General features: G+C 42.1%; 18 protein-coding genes. 8 read left to right on the top strand and 10 right to left on the bottom strand.

What is annotated here, in order from left to right; genetic code table 11:
- Positions 1–204 precede the first annotated feature (204 nt).
- Positions 205–2,067 carry a S8 family serine peptidase gene (locus tag F6K51_RS16760; RefSeq protein WP_293021965.1) on the top strand — a complete coding sequence of 621 codons (1,863 nt, stop codon included), beginning with the start codon at positions 205–207 and terminating at the stop codon, positions 2,065–2,067.
- A gap of 62 nt (positions 2,068–2,129) precedes the next feature.
- On the top strand, positions 2,130–2,645 hold the full coding sequence (locus tag F6K51_RS16755; protein ID WP_293021964.1) for a hypothetical protein: 516 nt from the start codon (positions 2,130–2,132) through the stop codon (positions 2,643–2,645).
- Between the two features lie 159 nt (positions 2,646–2,804).
- Here F6K51_RS16755 and F6K51_RS16750 read toward each other — a convergent pair whose 3' ends face one another.
- Positions 2,805–4,841 carry an ABC transporter ATP-binding protein gene (locus F6K51_RS16750; RefSeq protein ID WP_293021963.1) on the bottom strand — a complete coding sequence of 679 codons (2,037 nt, stop codon included), beginning with the start codon at positions 4,839–4,841 and terminating at the stop codon, positions 2,805–2,807.
- Positions 4,842–5,145: 304 nt separating this feature from the next.
- Complete coding sequence (locus tag F6K51_RS16745) at positions 5,146–6,303, bottom strand: glycosyltransferase family 4 protein (protein ID WP_293021962.1); 1,158 nt, start codon at positions 6,301–6,303, stop codon at positions 5,146–5,148.
- Between the two features lie 103 nt (positions 6,304–6,406).
- Between F6K51_RS16745 and F6K51_RS16740 the strand changes: the two genes are divergently transcribed.
- Together F6K51_RS16740 and F6K51_RS16735 are read left to right on the top strand one after the other, a co-directional pair.
- The gene (locus F6K51_RS16740) at positions 6,407–6,535 is read left to right on the top strand and encodes a hypothetical protein (RefSeq protein ID WP_267875737.1); all 129 of its coding nucleotides are present in this window, start codon (positions 6,407–6,409) and stop codon (positions 6,533–6,535) included.
- A 2-nt stretch (positions 6,536–6,537) separates the two neighbouring features.
- Positions 6,538–6,741 (top strand): hypothetical protein, encoded by a 204-nt coding sequence (locus tag F6K51_RS16735; RefSeq protein WP_293021961.1) that lies wholly within the window; start codon positions 6,538–6,540, stop codon positions 6,739–6,741.
- A gap of 339 nt (positions 6,742–7,080) precedes the next feature.
- Here the strand turns inward: F6K51_RS16735 and galE are convergent, their stop codons facing one another.
- Together galE and F6K51_RS16725 are read right to left on the bottom strand one after the other, a co-directional pair.
- On the bottom strand, positions 7,081–8,112 hold the full coding sequence (galE, locus tag F6K51_RS16730) for a UDP-glucose 4-epimerase GalE (protein ID WP_293021960.1): 1,032 nt from the start codon (positions 8,110–8,112) through the stop codon (positions 7,081–7,083).
- A gap of 459 nt (positions 8,113–8,571) precedes the next feature.
- Positions 8,572–8,853 carry a hypothetical protein gene (locus F6K51_RS16725; protein WP_293021959.1) on the bottom strand — a complete coding sequence of 94 codons (282 nt, stop codon included), beginning with the start codon at positions 8,851–8,853 and terminating at the stop codon, positions 8,572–8,574.
- Between the two features lie 244 nt (positions 8,854–9,097).
- Here F6K51_RS16725 and F6K51_RS16720 point away from each other — a divergent pair, with 244 nt between their 5' ends.
- On the top strand, positions 9,098–10,312 hold the full coding sequence (locus F6K51_RS16720; RefSeq protein ID WP_293021958.1) for a DUF790 family protein: 1,215 nt from the start codon (positions 9,098–9,100) through the stop codon (positions 10,310–10,312).
- On the opposite strand, the gene F6K51_RS16715 is transcribed toward F6K51_RS16720, so the two are convergent.
- Positions 10,266–10,466: a hypothetical protein gene (locus F6K51_RS16715; RefSeq protein ID WP_293021957.1), complete on the bottom strand. Its 201-nt coding sequence runs from the start codon at positions 10,464–10,466 to the stop codon at positions 10,266–10,268. The two genes, F6K51_RS16720 and F6K51_RS16715, sit on opposite strands and share 47 nt — an antisense overlap.
- A gap of 169 nt (positions 10,467–10,635) precedes the next feature.
- On the opposite strand from F6K51_RS16715, the gene F6K51_RS16710 reads away from it, so the two are divergent.
- Positions 10,636–12,687 (top strand): hypothetical protein, encoded by a 2,052-nt coding sequence (locus tag F6K51_RS16710; protein WP_293021956.1) that lies wholly within the window; start codon positions 10,636–10,638, stop codon positions 12,685–12,687.
- Positions 12,688–12,873: 186 nt separating this feature from the next.
- Here F6K51_RS16710 and F6K51_RS16705 read toward each other — a convergent pair whose 3' ends face one another.
- The gene (locus F6K51_RS16705; RefSeq protein ID WP_293021955.1) at positions 12,874–13,068 is read right to left on the bottom strand and encodes a hypothetical protein; all 195 of its coding nucleotides are present in this window, start codon (positions 13,066–13,068) and stop codon (positions 12,874–12,876) included.
- Between the two features lie 132 nt (positions 13,069–13,200).
- Between F6K51_RS16705 and F6K51_RS16700 the strand changes: the two genes are divergently transcribed.
- Both F6K51_RS16700 and F6K51_RS16695 read left to right on the top strand, forming a co-directional pair.
- Positions 13,201–13,413: a helix-turn-helix transcriptional regulator gene (locus tag F6K51_RS16700; protein ID WP_008185577.1), complete on the top strand. Its 213-nt coding sequence runs from the start codon at positions 13,201–13,203 to the stop codon at positions 13,411–13,413.
- An 815-nt stretch (positions 13,414–14,228) separates the two neighbouring features.
- Positions 14,229–15,404 carry an LptF/LptG family permease gene (locus F6K51_RS16695; RefSeq protein WP_364301272.1) on the top strand — a complete coding sequence of 392 codons (1,176 nt, stop codon included), beginning with the start codon at positions 14,229–14,231 and terminating at the stop codon, positions 15,402–15,404.
- 167 nt (positions 15,405–15,571) lie between these two features.
- Here F6K51_RS16695 and F6K51_RS16690 read toward each other — a convergent pair whose 3' ends face one another.
- The 4 genes from F6K51_RS16690 to F6K51_RS16675 form a co-directional block, all read right to left on the bottom strand.
- Positions 15,572–15,937, bottom strand: a complete 366-nt coding sequence (locus F6K51_RS16690) for a DUF5615 family PIN-like protein (protein WP_070395639.1) — start codon at positions 15,935–15,937, stop codon at positions 15,572–15,574.
- Entirely contained in the window at positions 15,934–16,284 is a 351-nt protein-coding gene (locus F6K51_RS16685) for a DUF433 domain-containing protein (protein ID WP_293021954.1), read from the bottom strand. The genes F6K51_RS16690 and F6K51_RS16685 overlap by 4 nt, the downstream gene beginning before the upstream one ends.
- 388 nt (positions 16,285–16,672) lie before the next feature.
- Positions 16,673–17,881: a 4-hydroxy-3-methylbut-2-enyl diphosphate reductase gene (locus F6K51_RS16680; protein WP_293021953.1), complete on the bottom strand. Its 1,209-nt coding sequence runs from the start codon at positions 17,879–17,881 to the stop codon at positions 16,673–16,675.
- A 131-nt stretch (positions 17,882–18,012) separates the two neighbouring features.
- Positions 18,013–18,882, bottom strand: a complete 870-nt coding sequence (locus F6K51_RS16675; RefSeq protein WP_293021952.1) for a GDSL-type esterase/lipase family protein — start codon at positions 18,880–18,882, stop codon at positions 18,013–18,015.
- Positions 18,883–19,320: the final 438 nt, after the last annotated feature.

The raw sequence follows: 19,320 nt of genomic DNA, 5'->3' as shown, positions 1-19,320 counted from the left end.
TTATTGTAAACATTTACAACAAATCCAGCCCGCTTGGCATAAAAATCATGATCTTCTCCAGATATATCAATAGAGCAGGATCACAACATGTTGTTAATTACTATAGCTGCTGTAGTCAAGTTTGACAGTAAAACTTGACTGTTTCAATAGTCCTGGTCTGTAAATTCAAAAAAATTTCTCTAAGTGATCGCGAGGGAAAACAAAATGGTAACGAGAAAAAGCTTTTTCTTGTTGACGGGAGGTTTGCTCATTTCCTTAATGTTCCCGTTAATGGTAAAGGGTGAGGGCAAGCAAACCATCAGTGGTGAGTTTTACAATCCTTACCAAGTACCGGTAGACCGGGCTAACACTATCAATTCCGTGTTCATTCCTAAGACTGGTTCGTTTACTGACTTTAAAAGCAGTTTTATCCCAGACCAGAATATCTACAAGGTGAACTTTCCCATAGAAAAGAAACCTGACATAGGTAAACTTCGCCCGACCTCAAAGATCAGCCCAGCCCTAGAGCGGTTGCGCCAGATTAAGAGACCGAGTGATGATATTGAAGTCATTGTTACTTTCAAGGAAGACCGGCGAATTCCCCTCATGCCAGAATTAGGGCAAGGGGAGAAGCGTGGAGAGCGAGGTACGCGACGCCACAAGGCGATTGAAGAGCTCAAAGCAGCAAGAACTAAATCCCAGTTGAATCTAATTAAAAAAAACCAGGCATTCCGTACATTTAAACCAACTGAACACTTTTGGATTGTCAATGCTGTGGCTGGAAAGACACAGATTGGCAAGATTAACCAATTGGTTGAATCCCAAGATGTTGCTTACATTCAACCAGTAGAAGGAGGGGAAAAGCCACCGGACTCCATTAGCAACAATGATGTTGATGACGGTAGAGGTTTAATTGTATCCGATCCCTACTTCAATCTGGGACTAACTCAACCTTGGATTGGTCTTCTCGACACTGGAATCAGACGCACCCATGTCCTATTCAACTCCCCAAGCAATATTGCCTTAGTAAGAGATTGCGTTAACGGTGGTCCAAACTGCAACGATACTTCAAACCCTGGCTACGACCCCTTTGACACTTTCTGGAATCACGGAACTAGCTCCGCCGCCATTATCAGTGGTAACAATCGATTGGGGAATGCCTATCGGGGTGTGACTGGAATACGGCTAGACAGTTGGAACATCTATAGCAACTTTGGTCTCAATACCACCGCCACCCTTAGGGGCATTCAAAGAGGAATCGCTCTGTTTGATAAAGTACTTGTTGGAGAGATTCAAGCCAACGAGTCGGAAACAGGAACAATCGCCACCGCTGCTGATAATGCTTATGATGCTGGTGTGATTTTTGTATCTGCTAATGGCAACTTCGGACCTAGCAGTAGCACAGTTCGTTCTCCCGGAATTGCTCACAAGGTAATCGGAGTCGGCGGCTTCATGACAACTGATCAGACCCAGTACAATAGCCAGGGTCGTGGTCCAGCTACTGATGGTCGCTACAAGCCAGATATCCAAACTCCCACATTTAGCGAAACCGCTAGTAACGTCTCTGACAATGCTCTGAGGGTCTTTGGAGGAACTAGTGGGGCAACCCCTTACGCCGCCGCTGCTGCTATGCTTTCCCGCAATTGGCTCCGACAGTTCGGAACATTTGATCATGGTCAAACCTACGCCTTCATGATTCTTTACGGACAGAATCCCTATCCCTATAACAATACAGAAGGTGCTGGCCCTCTAAAGATGGCAACTAATGGTTGGGCAAATTGGGGTAAAGTAGTAGTAGGCAACGGAATGACTATTGACATTCCAATTAATGTCACTGCTGGCAAAAAAGATTTTGATGGTGCACTGTGGTGGCCCGAATCTGCATCCCAGGCTCACAACGACATTGATATCCACCTGATTGATCCCACAGGAACTGAAAGAGCCAGGGGTTTCTCAGCTGTGAGTGTATTCGAGCGAGCAAGGGTTTCCGGTAGTCTGACACCTGGTACTTGGAAGATTCGGATTCGTGGATTTAATGTCCCCACAGGCTCCCAGGTGGTTTACTGGGCATCCCACATCCGTAACTAATCTGTAACTAATCCGTAACTAGCACATAGTACTAGCTTATAGTACACAGGAAGATAAATGTTATGCAAACAAATTATCGGATCCTACTCATAGCAATCATCTTCCTGGGCGCTAGTTGTCTTGGATGTGAACTGGGCAAAACCACTCCAGACGGTTTGGCAACCGTCTGGAAACCTTCAACTACACCATTGAGAGTATTACCAGTATCACCTTGGTACAGGCGATTGGTCAAACCTGAGGCTCTCTTCCTCACCCAAGCGAGTATGGATAACAACAGACAGACTTTAACAATTTTTGCGGACAAACCCTTTTATCGTGAACGACCAGAACCTGAGATAACTTTAACAGGAGTTTTGCAATCATCCCCTGTTCGGGTTGGTCCCAATACACGAGATATGCCCTTCAAGCTTGAAACTCAAACAGAAACCCTGAGTGTCTACGTCAGCAGTCGTGAAGAAGAAATATTGGATCGATTTGTTAATCGCAAGGTGAGGGTGATTGGTAAGCGAGTTGACCAGCGTGCAGAGGGTTATGACTTCGAGATCTGGATTGGCTCGATTAGTACAAATGATGATTAATTATCTACTAAGCATTCAGCTGATCGCTGATAGCTGAATGCTTACAATTGTTAACTGGAGTACGATTACCGATTACCAATGACCGCTTACCGATTACCAATAACCCCACAATCCTATGTTGCATCCCTTTTAGGGATTTTAGATAAAAGGGATCACAAATCAGGCTATTGATTTTATAGTTGAGCTTTCTTCTAAAGACTCCAAGGTTTTAAGCAGACGAACTGCTGAGTGATAGGCTTCTTCAGTTAATTCCTGACGTTCCTGAGAGCTATCAACTAGGTCATTCACCACTAACTGCAAGCAAACAATCATTGGGGTCAGGTGAGTTCGCACTTCATGGGAGGTATTGACTAACTCCTTTTTGACCACATTTTTAACCTCTCCATTGCTATTGTGCTCAAACTGCATCTTGTACAAACGAGAGTAGTAACCCTCCTTGTTAAGCAGTTCCTGATGGGTGCCAATCTCAACCACTTGCCCTTTGTCCATAACCACGATTTGATCAGCTTTTTGGATCGTGGACAGTCGGTGAGCAATCACTACCGTTGTGCGATCGCGACAGAGTTCATCAATAGCTTGTTGTACTAGCCGTTCGGAAACCGTATCTAAGGCACTGGTTGCTTCATCTAAAATTAAAATATCTGGATTGCGCAGCAGCGCCCGGGCAATGGCCATGCGTTGGCGTTGTCCACCGGATAAGAGTACACCGCGATCGCCTACTTTGGTATCAAACCCGTCGGGTAATTCAATGATAAATTCATAGGCATTAGCTCGTTTCGCTGCTGCCATAATATCTGCCTCGGTAACATCTTTCATTCCATAAGCAATATTGTTGCGCACGGAATTATTAAATAAAAACGTATCCTGACTGACAACCCCCATAGCTTGTCTAAGGGAACGAATATCGTACTCCTTCAAATCTGTGCCATCGATAGTGATTCGTCCTTCAACTGGGTCATAAAATCGTGGCAACAAATCTGCCAAAGTTGACTTACCGGCACCGGAAGCACCCACTAATGCCATAGTAGTGCCTTTGGGAATCGACAAATTCACGCCATTGAGTACCAAATCCTCATGACCAGGATAGGCAAACGATAGATTTTCTATGCGAATTTCTTGGGATAGCTTCGTGTAGATATTTTTGCCATTGGTCATAATCGGTTTGTTGTCTCGCTGCAAAAAATCAGCCACGATTGCTGTACTAGCAGACACATTAGCAAACCGACTTCTTTGCCCATTCAACTGACTGATTACTGGTAACAAACGGAATAGTAAGAATAAATAAATCCCCAAAACAGTAGAGATCGCTTCCAGTTCTTCTGCTGAACTATCTTGCAACAGGAGATTTTTGCCCACAAAGACGATGGCTAAAATTGCCAATATTCCCGAGACTTCATTAATGGGGTTAATTGCCGCAAAATTAGCCTGGGATTGAAATTCAGCCTGTTCCCGTTCATCAATAACTTTTTCAATCCGTTGATATTCATCTTGTTCATTACTCACTGATTTTATTAACCGAATTCCCGTTAATATTTCCAGTAATGATCCTGAATATTTTATGGATTTTTCTGATAGAATTTTACCAAATTGCTTAGACCGCCTAACAAAAAATTGATTAATAATGAATACGCCCAATAATAAAATACTTGTTGCAATAGTTAGTTGCCAGGAAATCGAGATTAGAATAAATACAAATACAAAAATTGTGATTACCGTCGTAAATAATTGAATGGCAATTTTAATGGCATTAGCGGCTCGACCAATTTCTTGACTAATCCGATTTATAATATCACCAATTTTGGTCTTAGCATAAAAATCTAGATCCAGATCCAGGAGTAATTTAATCCCTTCTTTACGAAAGGTATTAATTAATTTTTTGGATAAATGGGTAGACACTAAGATATTGACATAGTTAGCTACATTTTTCAGGACAATAGCTAAGAGCACTACAAGTACCATTATCAGCACGCGATCGCCCCCTTCAAACCCCTCAAAAAGAGCCATGGTTTTCTGAATGATAGGGGGGGCTTTGCTTAGCTCTAGTTTCTTTTGACCTAAAAACTCCAGCACTAACGGTACAATTATCGTTGTACCGACACTATTAAACATGGCACTGGAAAATCCCAGCAAGACAGTCAATACAATCAAGATAGGATGGCGTAGTGCGTAGCTAAGGAGTAATCGATTAGGAGACATGATTACTGTTTTTTTATTGTTGAGTGTTGACTGTTGACTGTTGGTATAGGGGACAGGGTAAACGCATCTTGTCAATAAAGCGAGGGTAGTTCTCAATAAACCTGGCCTTATTGTGCTTATTGACAATGGCTTTTCCACATATAGTGTTTATTTGATTTTAAAAACACTATATATATAATTAAAAAAATTAGATGCGTTTACCCTGGTAAAGGGGAAGACTTACTTGTGCTCCATTCAAGCATAAACAGTCAACAAAAAAGCTGTTAGTTACTGAGCAAAATTATATGTTGAACAGCTTAGCAGATTATAAATCAGCAATAACATCTGCAATAACTGCCGCCATGGCATCAACACTATGGTACTTCACACATAGCTCCCTGGCTTGAAGTCCTTTATGATTGGCAGCATCTAGATTCTGAAATATCTGTTGAATCCCCTCAGCTAGTTGTTGTGGCGAACTAGGCTCAACCAAATAACCGGTATCACCTAAAATTGTTGGGATATCCCCAACACGGGTAGACAACACTGGCTTAGCCATTGCCATACCATCTGTCAATTTTAAGGGAAACTGAGCTCTAGCCGCCAGAGTATCTCGCTGGGGAACCACCACAATATGAGCTGCTGACACGACCTCTGGCATTTCTTCGACTGGGGTTCTGGGCAATTTAATAATCCAACGTCCCCATTTTTTGATGAGTTGTTGATCATAATCATCATAGGGACTGCCTCCGACAATCACCAATCTTAAGTCTGGCTGATTGAGATACTCTAGCGCTACTAAAACATCTTCAACTCCTTTGTGGGGTCGTGGCGCACCAGGAAACATTAATACCCGATACTCCGATAACCCATAACGCTTCCGGCTGTGTTCTGGGTCATAGTGCTCGGGGTCAAACAGATCGGTATCTTTACCATTGGATAGATAGACACCACCGAAGCGTTCCTTGAGAAACTGAGTATCTATAGTGATAGCATCAGCATAATTGACGAAGTTTTCTAGCCATTTGATATACAGGGGATGGTCTGGATATCTCAATTGACCATCTTTGGTAATAATATCCCTACCGAACTGTTTAAGGGTTGGACGATACTGCCATTGGTCCCCACCATACCAACTTAGCTCCCAATCATCCATATCCAGGATGATTGGACGACGGCTAGTAAACTTTTTCAGCACAGACAGACCAAAACTGGTGGGTTTGGGTTTTACGGCATAGATAATATCGCCATCTATATTTTTTAACAGGTCTCGGGCAGCGGTTAAGACTCCAGGATATTTACCACCAGGGACGGAAGTAATGGTAAAACCAGAAGGAGGAGTGGCATATAACTCCTTCCCAAACATAAATCCCACAATCTCTATGGCATAGTTGAGCTTTTTCAGGACTTGTCCGAGCAAAAATGCCCGGATAGCACCACCTCCGGACAAGTCACTGACAACTAGGGAAACTTTTTTGTTCATCGGATTTTGATAAAACTGGTACACGATACATGGTGATCAACCTCTCGTGTGAAAGTGATTAGTCCCCTCGGGTTTAGCAAGATGTCCCAACTACCACGCACTAATGGTCACTAAAGAGGGAGTTGGGAGTCGGGAGTCGGGAGCGGTGCGACCCGTGGCGAATTTAATTACGGGTCAAGCGCAAGCCCTGGGAGTCGGGAGTAGGGGTAACAAAATTGAATTTACCTCATAATTATGGAATTGTCCGATAATCTCAACTCGGGAGCTATTCGGAAGTGCTTACCAGCTAAACCCTTAGTGCTAAGGGTCAAATCTCAGGAAGACCAACCATTACCTTTCGATTTAGGTGGGGTGATTGACACTTTGCTAGATAAAGACTTTAATCAGGGAAATGGAAAATGGCGCATAGAATCAGAATTCCCGTTTCAAGTGCTATAATCTCAGGTGTGATCAACTATCACCCTTTCCACACCCTAATCTAATCAAACAAAAAATCGACGAACGACACTAACCCCTAAAGCGTTGAACGTTTCAGGGGTGTGGTAGATAGAAATTTAGAATATAGTTCAGAAGGGGAAGAAGGGAAACACAGGGAACAGAGGTAAGTAAAACTTGACCATTAGATCTGGCCAATCGGCAACCCTGTCCCTATGTCCCTACTACATAGTTTTAGATCTTGGAATTGGTGATTATAGTTAATCCTTAATTATACCCTACAAGGGACGCCTAAGGCGAACATCCTTAATCCTTAATCCTTAATCCTTAATCCTTAATCCTTTATGCTACGGGAACCCTAAGGACATTATCCTTGACCCCATGGCGCTTCTGATGCCATTGCCAGGCGTGGGACAAGATGGTGTTGATATGGGAATATTGGGGATACCAACCCAGAAGTTGTCTGGCTTTGTCACTACTACCGACCAAAGCGGGGGGATCACCAGGACGGCGATCGCATTCTATAGCTTTGATGTTTTGTTTTGTGACAAATCTGGCTGCTTCAATGACTTCTTTGACTGAGAAGCCGTTGCCATTGCCTAAGTTAAAGATTTGACTATCCCCACCCTTTAACAAATAGTCCAACCCCAAAACATGAGCAGAGGCTAAATCTTTGACGTGAATATAGTCCCGAATACAAGTTCCGTCAGCTGTGGGATAATCGGTACCAAACATGGAGATGGACTCCCGTTTACCTAAAGCAGTGAGCAGCACTAAGGGGATCAGGTGGGTTTCGGGAGTGTGATCTTCCCCTAGCCTACCCTCTGGGTCAGCACCAGCGGCATTAAAATAGCGGAAGGTTACGGATTTTAAATCATAGGCGGTATGGAAATCCGATAGAATCCGCTCTACCATTAATTTACTCGCCCCATAAGGATTAATTGGGTTTTGGGGATGATCTTCTGGAATCGGTACAGTTTTTGGTACCCCGTAGGTAGCACAGGTAGAGGAAAAGACTAATTTCTTAATAGATGCTGCTACCATAGCTTCCAGGAGTGTTAGTGTCCCGGTGACATTATTGCGGTAATATTTAGCAGGGTCAGTTACCGACTCTCCTACATAGGCATAGGCAGCAAAGTGCATCACTGCACTGATATCATAGTCACTAAAAAGATTGTCGAGTAATACCCGGTCATTGGTATCACCGACAATTAGCTTCACCTTTAGAACGTCTTCGACTATGTCTCGATGACCATAGACTAAATTGTCTAGAACCACCACGTCGTAGCCAGCTTCCAAGAGTGCTAATACAGCATGGGAGCCAATATATCCGGCACCCCCTGTAACTAGCACAGTTGCTTTGGATTGCGACACTTGAATACCTCGCGCTTACTAGATTTTTGCTTTTACCAAATTATTCCCTGGGATAGCTTGTAATTCCGCAAAATTCGGTAAAATAGCAATCCCATTAGGAGATGCCAGAGTTGATTTGGTGATGCTTAAACCTAATTGTGACGCAATAGTCAAGCTGATTAATTATGCCGCTTAATTATTCTGGCTTCAAGCCCCACGTCCTAGCGGTAAGGAGGTCGTGGGATTCAATGCCTGTCAGATGCGCTTTGACAACAGTTAAAACAATGTCCCATCCATCAGGATGCTCACGGGGGAGTGCTTATCTAGTTTGGGGTAAGGTAGTATTTCTGAGATAATCACAACCAAGATGGATGTCTTAAGGAAACCCTGAGGCTAATAACGGCTAATAACAAAGGCTTGGTTGTCATCCCACACTTTCGAGATAGCAAAGTGTGGGTGGTTATCACTGTGCGTCCCTAATCAACTAACTTGACAATCAACTAATTTCACACGACCAGTCTGAACATTATCAAATATCCGATTAATCTGGTGGCGTTCTGCGTCGCTTATATTGTAATCGCAGAGGAAGGCACTCGTCAGCTGTAAATACTCTTGACGGCTCAATTGACCCCTGGTAATCATCTGGTTTACCATTGTCTCTATGTCCAGGTTGGATTGGCGTTCAGGTGTAGACGCCACAGATTTATGGTTTAGTCGGTGGGAAATCAAAAATGGCCATTCTGGGGATAGAGCGATTTTCATGGTTATTTAGCACCTCTGTATAATTCAATCGAGCCAACCTTAACGGTTAGGGTCAAAGGAAGTATTTCGAGTAAAGAATAAATTTTGGTATAATAGTTTACTAAAAACCTCCTTGAACATTTACTCTCTGTTTATTCTCTGTACCAGGTAAGCTGGCAGTGTCTTTACCCGTTTATTATTATCATGACACCGCCATTAAAAGCAAGATATCACAGCAAAGAAAGAAAAAAACACTTAATTATTAATGCTACCGACTGATTTGCTAATTAGTAGACAAAATGGCGAAGAAATAATTCCCAAACGGTTGCTGATTAACAATCAGACCTGTGCTATGGCAGCTGAGTTAATTTGCTGCTTTATTGAGGCTACTGGTAGTACCCAAGGGGAACTAGACCGTAAGTTGTCTGATTGGGAAGGAGATAGCCCTGACTACCGGGTTAAACGAGGTTTAGCCCATATTCTTAAAACGAGCTTCAGTACCTTTGAAGTTGTTAGCCCCATAGACCCTAAGGAACTCCGTCAACGAGTCTTTGCTCTGGCGGCTCAATCTGTTCCTAGTCGTCAGGCAACTCAGGAGACTCTAGAAAGCGTGAGCACTGCTTTATCTAAGGAATTAAACCAGGAAGTGTTGCCTGAGCAAATTTCTAAAGGACTTTATGCGGATTTACACGAAAATCGTATTCTGACTCAGTTCGATCACCCAGCACCAGAGGCATTACTACATCGCTATAATTTATCTCAAGTTCAGGGTATTTTTTATCGGGCATCTGAGATGACTCTGAATGCTCACCGCAATGTTCCAGGGGAGTATAAGCTATTAATCCGCTATTTGAAGTTGTTTCAGCTGATGACCTACATTGAAGGGGATGCGGATCATGGCTTCACGATTACTATTGATGGACCGACTAGTTTATTTAAGCCGAGTACTCGCTATGGTTTAGCGATCGCAAAACTGATTCCAGCCTTACTACACGTTACTAAATGGAGTCTCAAGGCTACCTTACAAAGCCGTGACCCTTACAGCGGTACGATCAAGACGGGGCATTTTAGCCTTAATGACCGCTGTGGCTTGGTGACTCACTATCCCCCTGGTAAACCCTACGACAGTATGTTAGAAGCTTCCTTTGCTAAGCGTTGGGAATCTCAGAAAACTGAGTGGGTCTTAGAGCGAGAAGTGGATTTAATTCCTATTCCTGGTAGTGTGATGGTGCCCGACTTTCGGATTGTTCATCCTGATGGGCGAAATTTCCTATTAGAAATTATTGGTTACTGGCGTCCAGAGTATTTAAGGAAGAAATTCGCTCAGGTGCGCAAGGCCGAATGTGACAATTTGATTCTGGCGATTTCGGAACGGTTAAATTTGGATAAAGCTGGGGTTACGGTGAAGAATTTACCAGCTCAAGTTGTTTGGTTTAAGGATAAACTTTCACCGAAAGCTGTGTTGGAGCTTTTGGAATAGTTTGGGGAAAGGTACAGTTGTTGAGGGTTATAGCAGGGAGCAGGGAGTAGGGAGTAGGGAGTAGGGAGTAGGGAGTAGGGAGTAGGGAGTAGGGAGTAGGGAGTAGGGAGTAGGGAGTAGGGAGTAGGGAGTAGGGATGCATCGCTTTTCTCATACTTCGTGCTCTGTTGACAACAAGGATAGGTTGACAATGTAAACTTTTATTACTGGATTCAAAACTTCTGGACAAAAGAGTGTTAATAGTGCTGATAGACTTCTTTCGTTAGTCTGTAGTCTATGGGCTTACTCAGTTTCTCTATGCCGGTGATTACCCCTGATGCTATATGCTTAACTATTTTCAAAGTCTGCCTTATTCTGTAAAGGTTATTTTAGGATCGTTCATTGTTGGATTTATCTTGGCTGGATTGCTAAATATAAGTTACTTCCCCTCAATTTTAACTACACTTAATGATGAGGGTTTAGTTGACGTTACATTATTGGTTCAAACAGAAGACAATCAACCTATAGAAGGTGCAGAAGTACAATTTCACAGTAAGGGAGCACCAACAACTAAATATACTACAAAAAGTGGCTATGCTGAAATTAAAGTACCTGATCGAGAAAGTGTTGAAATTAATATAACTAAAGAAGGGTATGAAATTTTAGTGGAAATAATTAATCTGGAGGTAGATCCGGACACCAACAGAAAATTCAAATTAAAGTCTAATAAGTTATCAAAGTTAGAGTTGAAGATTGATTATCAACACTATACAGCGGAAAATGAAGTTTTTCCACTAACTCTATCCTTAATGAAACCGGATCTAAACAGTCCTTTAATTCAAAAAATATTGCAAACCATTGATATTGATAGTGTTCCTTTAGTAGCTCGTAATGATGTTTTTAACAACATCAATAAATTCATAAATGAGAGTGGCAATCAAGAAGTAATAAATGTTACTTCGGGTGTTCAGATCGCGAGTCAAGATAAATTGGATGATACTAAAGTATTAGTAAATAGAGAAGAAGGAGTTGGGGACTTTTCATTAGAATACACAAATAATTCTATTAAATTTCTACAAGATGATTTCTGTGAGAATTTGAGTTATGCACCGGTTTTAGGTCAATTTAATACCGATGATGACAGTAAATATACATTTTTAATGTATAATCATGATCAAGGAAAAGTACTTGGGAATATTATACAATACCCAAAGCTTTCAGATATTGTTAAGTATGGACAAAAAGATTACTATCGTTTGAGTGCCTGTAAAAATCGGGACGTTTGGATTAAAAATATTATTGCTAATAATCCTGAGTTTCGTGGTTTGCTCGGCTTTAACTATCCATTTGTTATTGATATAAATGAATTTGAATCTTTTGGCTGTGGAGGCAATGGAGCAATTTTTTCAATTGAAAAAATTGCTTCATTGCCTTATGTTAAATTTATTGATTTGGTCAACAATAATCAAGAACCGGTCAGGATAAATTCTATAACTTATGATTCCATTAAAAAGAGTCCTTACGAGCTTACAGTTGCAGATCAAAGGAGTAGCATTTTTGAATATAGTGATACTTGGACACAAGAACTCAACATTTATTTGAAACCTGGGAATAATTTTTTAATCCCCATAGAGTTTGGTTTTAATGCTCAATATATTGAGGAGTATTATCATAATCTGGGTTTAAAATATTTTGATAAAAGTAAACTTGTTAATCTTAAAGATATTTATGTTACGAAGGCTTTATCGAAGCCAGAGTCGAAAAAATTTTCCAATACGTCAGATTATAAACAGCAAAACAGACTACTTACGACTCCTATCACTCTTTCTCAAGAGTTTATAAACAGTACTAGTTCTTTAAGTGAATTATCGGAGTTAATTCCTAATAGAATTGCTGTCGGTTCGATTTTAAATGTTAAGTCAATAAAAATAAATGGTAAAAGCATCGATATATTACCACCCAGTGATGAGCCTACTGTCTATATATCCACTTATCTACAGGCTGGAAGTTGTCCATACTTGGTGGTTTATGATCCTAAACAAGATGGCTGGTTAGAACTAGGCACAATTTTATATGCCAGAAAGAATAAATCCTTACAGCAGGAGGAGTTGCATAGCCTGGGGGATAGCGTATCGAAAATTAGGATAGAGGAACGAGAAGCAGAAATTACTTATATTGATGCACTTTCAATTGTTTACACTGACCCCGAAACAGAAAAGGTAGAGGAAGTCATTTATCCAATGACTGAGTTACAAAAGGTGGATGAAGACTATTTTAGTCTACATCAAGGAGAGGCTTTAGAGATTGACTTGGAACAATTTATTCCCGCTAATGCTTCCGATGTCAAACTCAAGATTAATGGTTATTACCAGGTTTTACAGGAAGAGCTGTCCTAATTTGGCCTATGGCAACGATGCTTGAATTATACTCCTAAGCCAAGATTGATAGGACTTTTGGCATAATTTAGTACATTAGTACTGGTTAACTTCAGTTAAAGGATTCGGTTAAAGGTAGAAAGAGGTTTTCCCTTTAACCTTTAACCGTCACCAAGGGCAATTTAGCCCTGCAGTTTCCCAACAGGATTATTCCTTCAAGGGTGTTTCAAATATCACCACATGGTTGAAATTGGGCAGCAAACGCTGAAGAGCTTGCTGATAGGCTTCCGCATCACTGCGCCGATGAAATCGAGCTACGGTTATGCGTTGCATCTTAGGTAGGTGCCGAATGACACACCACGGCTTTAATCGGTCTCGGTAAGTTTGTCGAGTTGATATCATATAGTGAAATACCCCATTTCTATGGGTTGTTTTAAGAAAGGCGATCGCCCAGTAGTTTTGCGGCCTCTTGGGTGATCGCCGAATATTCTATTTACTAGTAAATATGTAGTTGCGTAGTTTGTCAAGTCCAAAATGGGATTAATTAGGTTACGAGTTCGAGAATTAGCAGCGGAGAAGGGTTGGACCTTGAAAGAAGTTTCCGATCGTTCTGGAGTAACCTATAGCACTGTGGCTAGTTATGCCCGACGTGACGCCATGAGTATGACGGACTTTACAGCAATTCTGAAGCTAGCCCGGGCCTTTGATGTTATGGTTGAAGATTTGGTAGAGGTTATCGAAGAGTAGGGAGTCGGGAGTCGGGAGTCGGGAGTCGGGAGTCGGGAGTCGGGAGTCGGAACCCACCCCTAACCCCTCCCAGGAGGCAGGGCTGTTTCATTCTCGCCAAAAATAGATGGGGAGATGGGGAGATGGGGAGATGGGGAGATGGGGAGAAAAGGAGCGCGAATAGTCGGAATTTTGGCCAAATTTATCTAACCCTCCTCGAAGGCCGAATCACGAATTGTTAGTCATTGGAGTTGCTTCCTCCCAACTAATTTGTCAGATTTTAATGACTAAATTGGCGGATTTTTCGGGAAATTTTAGTTTATTTCCCTATCCCCCTATCCCCCTATCCCCCTATCTCCAATAATCGTTAACTTATTAAAGTTTGAAACAGCCCTGCCTCCCAGGAGGGGAAGAGCGGGAAATGGGGAGAATTATCCCGGAAATTATTGTGTATTTTGATACATATTTGGATTAATTTATACGTAGCGATGCAGCGCGGTCTTGGGGATTTCCCCCACTCGCTATTGCATCAAGACAATAAAAGTACCTACTCGCCCCTTTGTAAAAAACCTACCCTTGTATAGCAGTCGCCAGGGCAGGCGCGGACATGACAAAAGTCTCAAACCTAAATAAGCGCAAGAGTTTGACTTCTGACTTCTGACTTCTGACTTCTGACTTCTGCTATAAAACACCCCACACCACTTGTGATCAGAATTGCGATAGTTTGCAGATACTCGCATAACAAACATGGTAGGTTTACTGGATTGGGAAAACTTAGCAACAAAAGGCATGAAATTGTTTTCTATGCTTTTTGAAACTCTAACCACTTAAGAAGATTGAAACTCGGCAAACCTTACTTCCTCAAATTCGTTTTTCCTAGCTTATCAGTGATGGATCGCTACATCGCTGCTGAACTCATCCCACCGTTTCTATTTGGTGTTGGCGGGTTTTCATCTATTGGTGTGGCTGTGGGTAGCCTGTTTGATATGGTAGTCAAAATCACTGAGTTAGGACTATCTTGGACAATTGCTGCCCAAGTCGTGCTCTTAAAGTTTCCTGAGTTTATGTCCTATGCCTTACCCATATCAGTACTGCTCGCGACACTAATAGCATATTCTCGCTTGAGTAATGACAGTGAGTTAATTGCCCTGCGCAGCTGCGGTGTGAGTTTATATCGACTAGTTGCCCCTGCTCTGGTGCTCAGCCTAGTGGTCACGGGGATAACTTTCCTCTTCAATGAATTAATTGTTCCAGCGGCTAACTACCAGGCAACTATAACTTTAGAAAAAGCTCTTAATCAGGAAAAACCCGCTTTCGATGAAAACGGTATTCTGTATCCAGAGTATCAGACTTTTACCCAAACCAATGGCACAAGTACTCAGACAATCAAACGCTTATTCTACGCCAATGGATTTGATGGTCAGAGAATGAAAGATATGACTGTCTTGGAGTGGTCTAATCTGGGTAAGTTGAAGAAAATTATTCTATCGGAATCAGCCCTTTGGAACTCTAAGCAAAATACCTGGGATTTTTTCCATGGGTCAATTTATTTTATTAGTCCTAATACCTCTTTCCAGAAAATAGTAACCTTTGATCATCAACAAATCCCATTTCCTAGAGCACCCCTTGATTTAGTCACTAAAGCCCGTGACCCTTATGAGATGAATATTATTCAAGCCATAGAAATGATTAACTTGCTTAAGGGAGCTGGCGATCGCAAAAAACTCCGGATGCTGCAAGTGCGGATGCAACAAAAAATTGCTTTTCCATTCATTTGTATAATCTTTGGCTTAGTGGGAGCAAGCATGAGTATTCGACCTAAACGAATTAGTAAAGGGACTAGCTTTGGGGTCTGTTTAATCGTAATTTTTGGCTACTACTTACTGAGCTTTGTAATCGGAGGTTTCGGTATAGCGGGAATTCTATCCCCAGTTTTAGCCGCCTGGTTACCTAATTTATTCGGTTTCGGAGCAGGAGGATGGTTATTGTGGCGATTGGAGGGTAATGGTTGATGGTAATTTTGAGTAGGGAGTAGGGAGTAGAGAGTAGGGGGAATAAAATTGACTGTACCTCATAAGTACGATCGTCAGTATTCACCCTAATACTTACATTAAATTTATCACCTTGGATGTTAATTTAAAATTCTGTAAGCATTCACGTGCGTTACACTGTTGTTTTTTTATTCGCTCAAGGGTAAGTATTCAATTCGGTCTTGATATTCCTTGGGAAAGGAAGCTCCAGCAATAATGATTAGCTCTGCGAGGGTTTCTCCAATATGATTGGATGGATCGATTACAAAAATCCCCGGTACGTGCCGACTCTCTGCGAGATGGTCTACTAAATGTTTAGGCATAGATTTCCGATTGTTTGTTACTAAAATAAAATCATGAATCTCACACCAGATTAAAATCTCTGGATCGAGAGTTCCTTTAGGAGGAGCGCCTGGATCGCCGATCCTTCTGACAATAAGTTCTGGTGCTTGGCGCATCAGTTGGGTTCGGTAAAGGGAGGCGATATGCTCGTCCAGTAAATATTGGATCGTCATACAGCGCTCTTCGCTTGGGATGACTCTCGCTCCAGAGCGGCTTCTGCTTTCAATTGCCGGAACCTCTGTCGTGCAGGAGAAGGATTCTGTTTTTGTTCTTCTCGTTGTTGGCGGCAAAACTCTAGCCAGTCAGCTAAGTAAGCGCTGACCTCTTCTTTGTTGTGTAGATAGTAGAGAATAGTGGCATGAACCTGTTCTAAGGTAATGGTGTCAAATTGTTGGGTAATTTCTTCAGGGGTTCTGGCGCGGTAGATATATTCGTAGAGGACGCTTTCGATACCAATGCGGCTACCTTTGATGCGAATGTCGTCAGAGGCTAGGAAGTCGAAGTAGTCTTGGATTTCCATGGCAATTTGCAATTAATAAAAAAAGTTTTAAAAAAAAAATATGAGGCGCGAATACAATTTTTAAGTAGATGTAAACTACATTTAATTTTACCGTTATTATTTTTTTTAAGTCAACCTATTCGTTTATAATGGAAACGTGATTGCTAGGGATAAATCAAACTTTTGACCATTGTTTTCCTGGTAAGAATCCAATCGTTTTTTAGCATCCCCAGGATCGATATCGAGGCACGTAAGCATTAGGCTGTTCGCGTAGCGTGCGCGTAGCGCATGAGCTTAGATCTGAATGCTTACAAAATTGTTAAAATTGAAAATAATCAATGGCTATTAACCAGTTGAAATTTTCAATTTTAACTAATCCCAGTTATTCCTAAACTAACCCCAGTTAGTTCTAAACTGCGACAGCAGTCGCCTTCAGTTCAAAAATCATATTGATTACATCTTCTACTACCTTATCAGGAGTAGACGCTCCAGAGGTTACTCCTACTACTATCGAACCAGAGGGAAGCCAATTTCGTGCTACTTCCACCTCCTGATGCAGGGGTTTATGCTCGATTTCATCAGCAGAAATAATCCGGTTGACACTGTCAATGTGATAGGATGGTAGTTGTCGCTCAATCGCAATTTCTTGCAGGTGAGTGGTATTGGAAGAATTAAAACCACCAATCACAATCATCAAGTCTAGCTTTTCTTCCACTAGCTCCAACATGGCATCCTGCCGTTCTTGGGTGGCATCACAGATGGTATTGAAGCTTTGGAAGTGATCGTTTAAATTAGACGTACCATATTTCTTCATCATGGTGCGCTCAAAAAGTTTGCCGATCTGCTCGGTCTCGGTCTTGAGCATAGTAGTTTGGTTGGCAATCCCAATCCGCTCTAAATCCTGCTCCGGGTCAAAGCCAGCTGAGATAGCGTTTTTAAATTTATCGAGAAATTCCTCCCGGTTGCCACCATTGAGAATGTAGTTGGCAACGTATTCCGCTTCTTGTAGATTCAGCAGCACTAGATATTTTCCGGCAAAGGAACTCGTTGCTACCGTTTCCTCGTGTTTATATTTGCCGTGAATAATGGAAGTGTACTCTTTTTTCTTATGCTTCTCTACCGTATTCCAAACTTTGGACACCCAAGGACAGGTAGTATCTACAATCTTGCAGTCTTTCTCGTGGAGCAGCTGCATTTCCTGAACACTAGCACCGAATGCTGGTAAAATCACTACATCCCCAGCACCGACAACAGAGAAGTCTTTCTTGCCATCCTCAACGGCAATAAATTTTACTTCCATTTCCCGCAAGCGCTGGTTAACAGAGGGGTTGTGAATAATTTCATTAGTAATCCAGATCCGTTCATTGGGGAAGTGGGTGCGGGTTTCATAAGCCATGGCTACAGCTCGCTCTACACCCCAGCAAAAGCCAAATGCTTCTGCTAGCCGGATGGTCACATCTCCCTGTTGCAGCCGATAGTTCTTGGCACGAATCTGTTCAATCAGACTGCTTTGATATTCCGATTCCAACTGAGAGGTAACTTCGGCTTCGTGACCAAATCCTTTACGGTGGTAGTTATCTGATTTTTGGAGTGAGCGCTTGAAAGCTTTTGTATCCATTGAGCTATCTGAATAAAATTAATTATCAATCACTGCTATTACTATTAATTTACTTTTAATCAACCTTGACCTTAGTTACTATAGCAATCCTAAATAAATTGTGATAATTTTTGTTCCCTACTCCCTTCTCCCTACTCCCTGCTCCCTGTCCCCTTTGCTATCGGAATAGCTAATCCTTCTTGGAGGATAAGTTCCTCAAAGATTTGTAAACCATAGCGCCAGACTAAGTAACCTTGGGGACTCAGATGCAAGCCATCGGTACTAAGCTCAGGTTGCAGGTTGCCCTGACTATCAGCAAAGAGGGGATAGAGATTTAGATAAATCGCTCCTTCTGCGTGAGCGATCGCTTTTAGCTGCTGGTTCAGATTTTGGATGCGACTGTTGGGGATAGTAAGTAAGCGATCGCGTCCTTCCCAGGTTGCCTGTTCAGCACCATGGGGCAAAATCGATTGAAGGACAATCTTAGTTTCGGTATGGGCTCGCCGCAAGTAGCGAATCGTTAGCCGTTGGTTTTCTAGAATTGCTTCATCCTTGACCCCCCGAATTAGGTCATTGATGCCAATCATCACAAAAATTGCTTCTGGCTTAGTCTGATCCAAAATATCTAAGCGCTTGAGCAACCCTGCTGAGGTTTCCCCAGACAGTCCTTGATTAAGCCAGTAGCGTTTTGGGGGTAGCAGTGCATTGGGAAACCATAGGCTTAGAGAATCTCCCAACAGGACTGTTAACTGTTCCGGTTGTTGATTAGCCACTACCTGAGCTTCCTTCTCCAGCAGTGCCAGCCATTGTTGGTAATTTAACTGGTGTCGTGGCCCTAATTCAATTACTGGCTCAGGGGTAGGATTTAAAATTCGGGTAGTTACCACAGGATGGCTAACTGGATCTGACTTTGACTGGTGATACTCACCCAGTAGTAACCAGGTGAGAGTCACAATCATAAACCCATTGGCAGCAAGGGATATTAAAGCCCAAGGTGGACAACGCTTCAACTCAATGAACAAAAAATTTGCCTTATTTCTGTTCTAACATCCCTGAGGGCAAAGGTAATACCATCAGTTAACAGTTAACTGTTTACAGTTAACTGTTAACTGTTCACAAAACCTAGTTAAAAGCAATCGGCCATATCAGCAAAACGGTGACAGCTCCCACACTGACTCTTTGAGTTCAGTGTGGGCAACAAGCGCCAATCCAGCTATTGCTTAGGAGGCGCTGGGCTTTAAGAACGGACTGCCCTGCCGCTCTGTTTTTTTGGTCTTTTGTTTAATAATGTTTGACCAACTTTCCAGCATTTATGGCCTTTGGCCACGCTACGCGAACGGCTTTGAAAGTCAGTATTCCCAGTATAACACATAGATTGGTCTTTTGTGAAAGACTCTGTGCAAAATTCATCCCTGGAGACGAAACCGATAGATAGGGTCGCCTTAATCAAAAAGTTTTAA

The sequence above is a fragment of the Moorena sp. SIO3I8 genome (assembly GCF_010692325.1).
Lineage (GTDB): Bacteria > Cyanobacteriota > Cyanobacteriia > Cyanobacteriales > Coleofasciculaceae > Moorena.
This window is presented reverse-complemented; position numbering and strand designations above follow the sequence as displayed.

Bases quoted from the DNA above. Each gene is read 5' to 3' on its own strand.
- F6K51_RS16760 (WP_293021965.1), top strand. From the start codon at position 205: ATGGTAACGAGAAAAAGCTTTTTCTTGTTGACGGGAGGTTTGCTCATT.
- F6K51_RS16755 (WP_293021964.1), top strand. From the start codon at position 2,130: ATGCAAACAAATTATCGGATCCTACTCATAGCAATCATCTTCCTGGGC.
- F6K51_RS16750 (WP_293021963.1), bottom strand. From the start codon at position 4,841: ATGTCTCCTAATCGATTACTCCTTAGCTACGCACTACGCCATCCTATC.
- F6K51_RS16745 (WP_293021962.1), bottom strand. From the start codon at position 6,303: ATGAACAAAAAAGTTTCCCTAGTTGTCAGTGACTTGTCCGGAGGTGGT.
- F6K51_RS16740 (WP_267875737.1), top strand. From the start codon at position 6,407: ATGGTCACTAAAGAGGGAGTTGGGAGTCGGGAGTCGGGAGCGGTGCGA.
- F6K51_RS16735 (WP_293021961.1), top strand. From the start codon at position 6,538: ATGGAATTGTCCGATAATCTCAACTCGGGAGCTATTCGGAAGTGCTTA.
- F6K51_RS16725 (WP_293021959.1), bottom strand. From the start codon at position 8,853: ATGAAAATCGCTCTATCCCCAGAATGGCCATTTTTGATTTCCCACCGA.
- F6K51_RS16720 (WP_293021958.1), top strand. From the start codon at position 9,098: ATGCTACCGACTGATTTGCTAATTAGTAGACAAAATGGCGAAGAAATA.
- F6K51_RS16715 (WP_293021957.1), bottom strand. From the start codon at position 10,466: ATGAGAAAAGCGATGCATCCCTACTCCCTACTCCCTACTCCCTACTCC.
- F6K51_RS16710 (WP_293021956.1), top strand. From the start codon at position 10,636: ATGCTTAACTATTTTCAAAGTCTGCCTTATTCTGTAAAGGTTATTTTA.
- F6K51_RS16705 (WP_293021955.1), bottom strand. From the start codon at position 13,068: ATGATATCAACTCGACAAACTTACCGAGACCGATTAAAGCCGTGGTGT.
- F6K51_RS16700 (WP_008185577.1), top strand. From the start codon at position 13,201: ATGGGATTAATTAGGTTACGAGTTCGAGAATTAGCAGCGGAGAAGGGT.
- F6K51_RS16690 (WP_070395639.1), bottom strand. From the start codon at position 15,937: ATGACGATCCAATATTTACTGGACGAGCATATCGCCTCCCTTTACCGA.
- F6K51_RS16685 (WP_293021954.1), bottom strand. From the start codon at position 16,284: ATGGAAATCCAAGACTACTTCGACTTCCTAGCCTCTGACGACATTCGC.
- F6K51_RS16680 (WP_293021953.1), bottom strand. From the start codon at position 17,881: ATGGATACAAAAGCTTTCAAGCGCTCACTCCAAAAATCAGATAACTAC.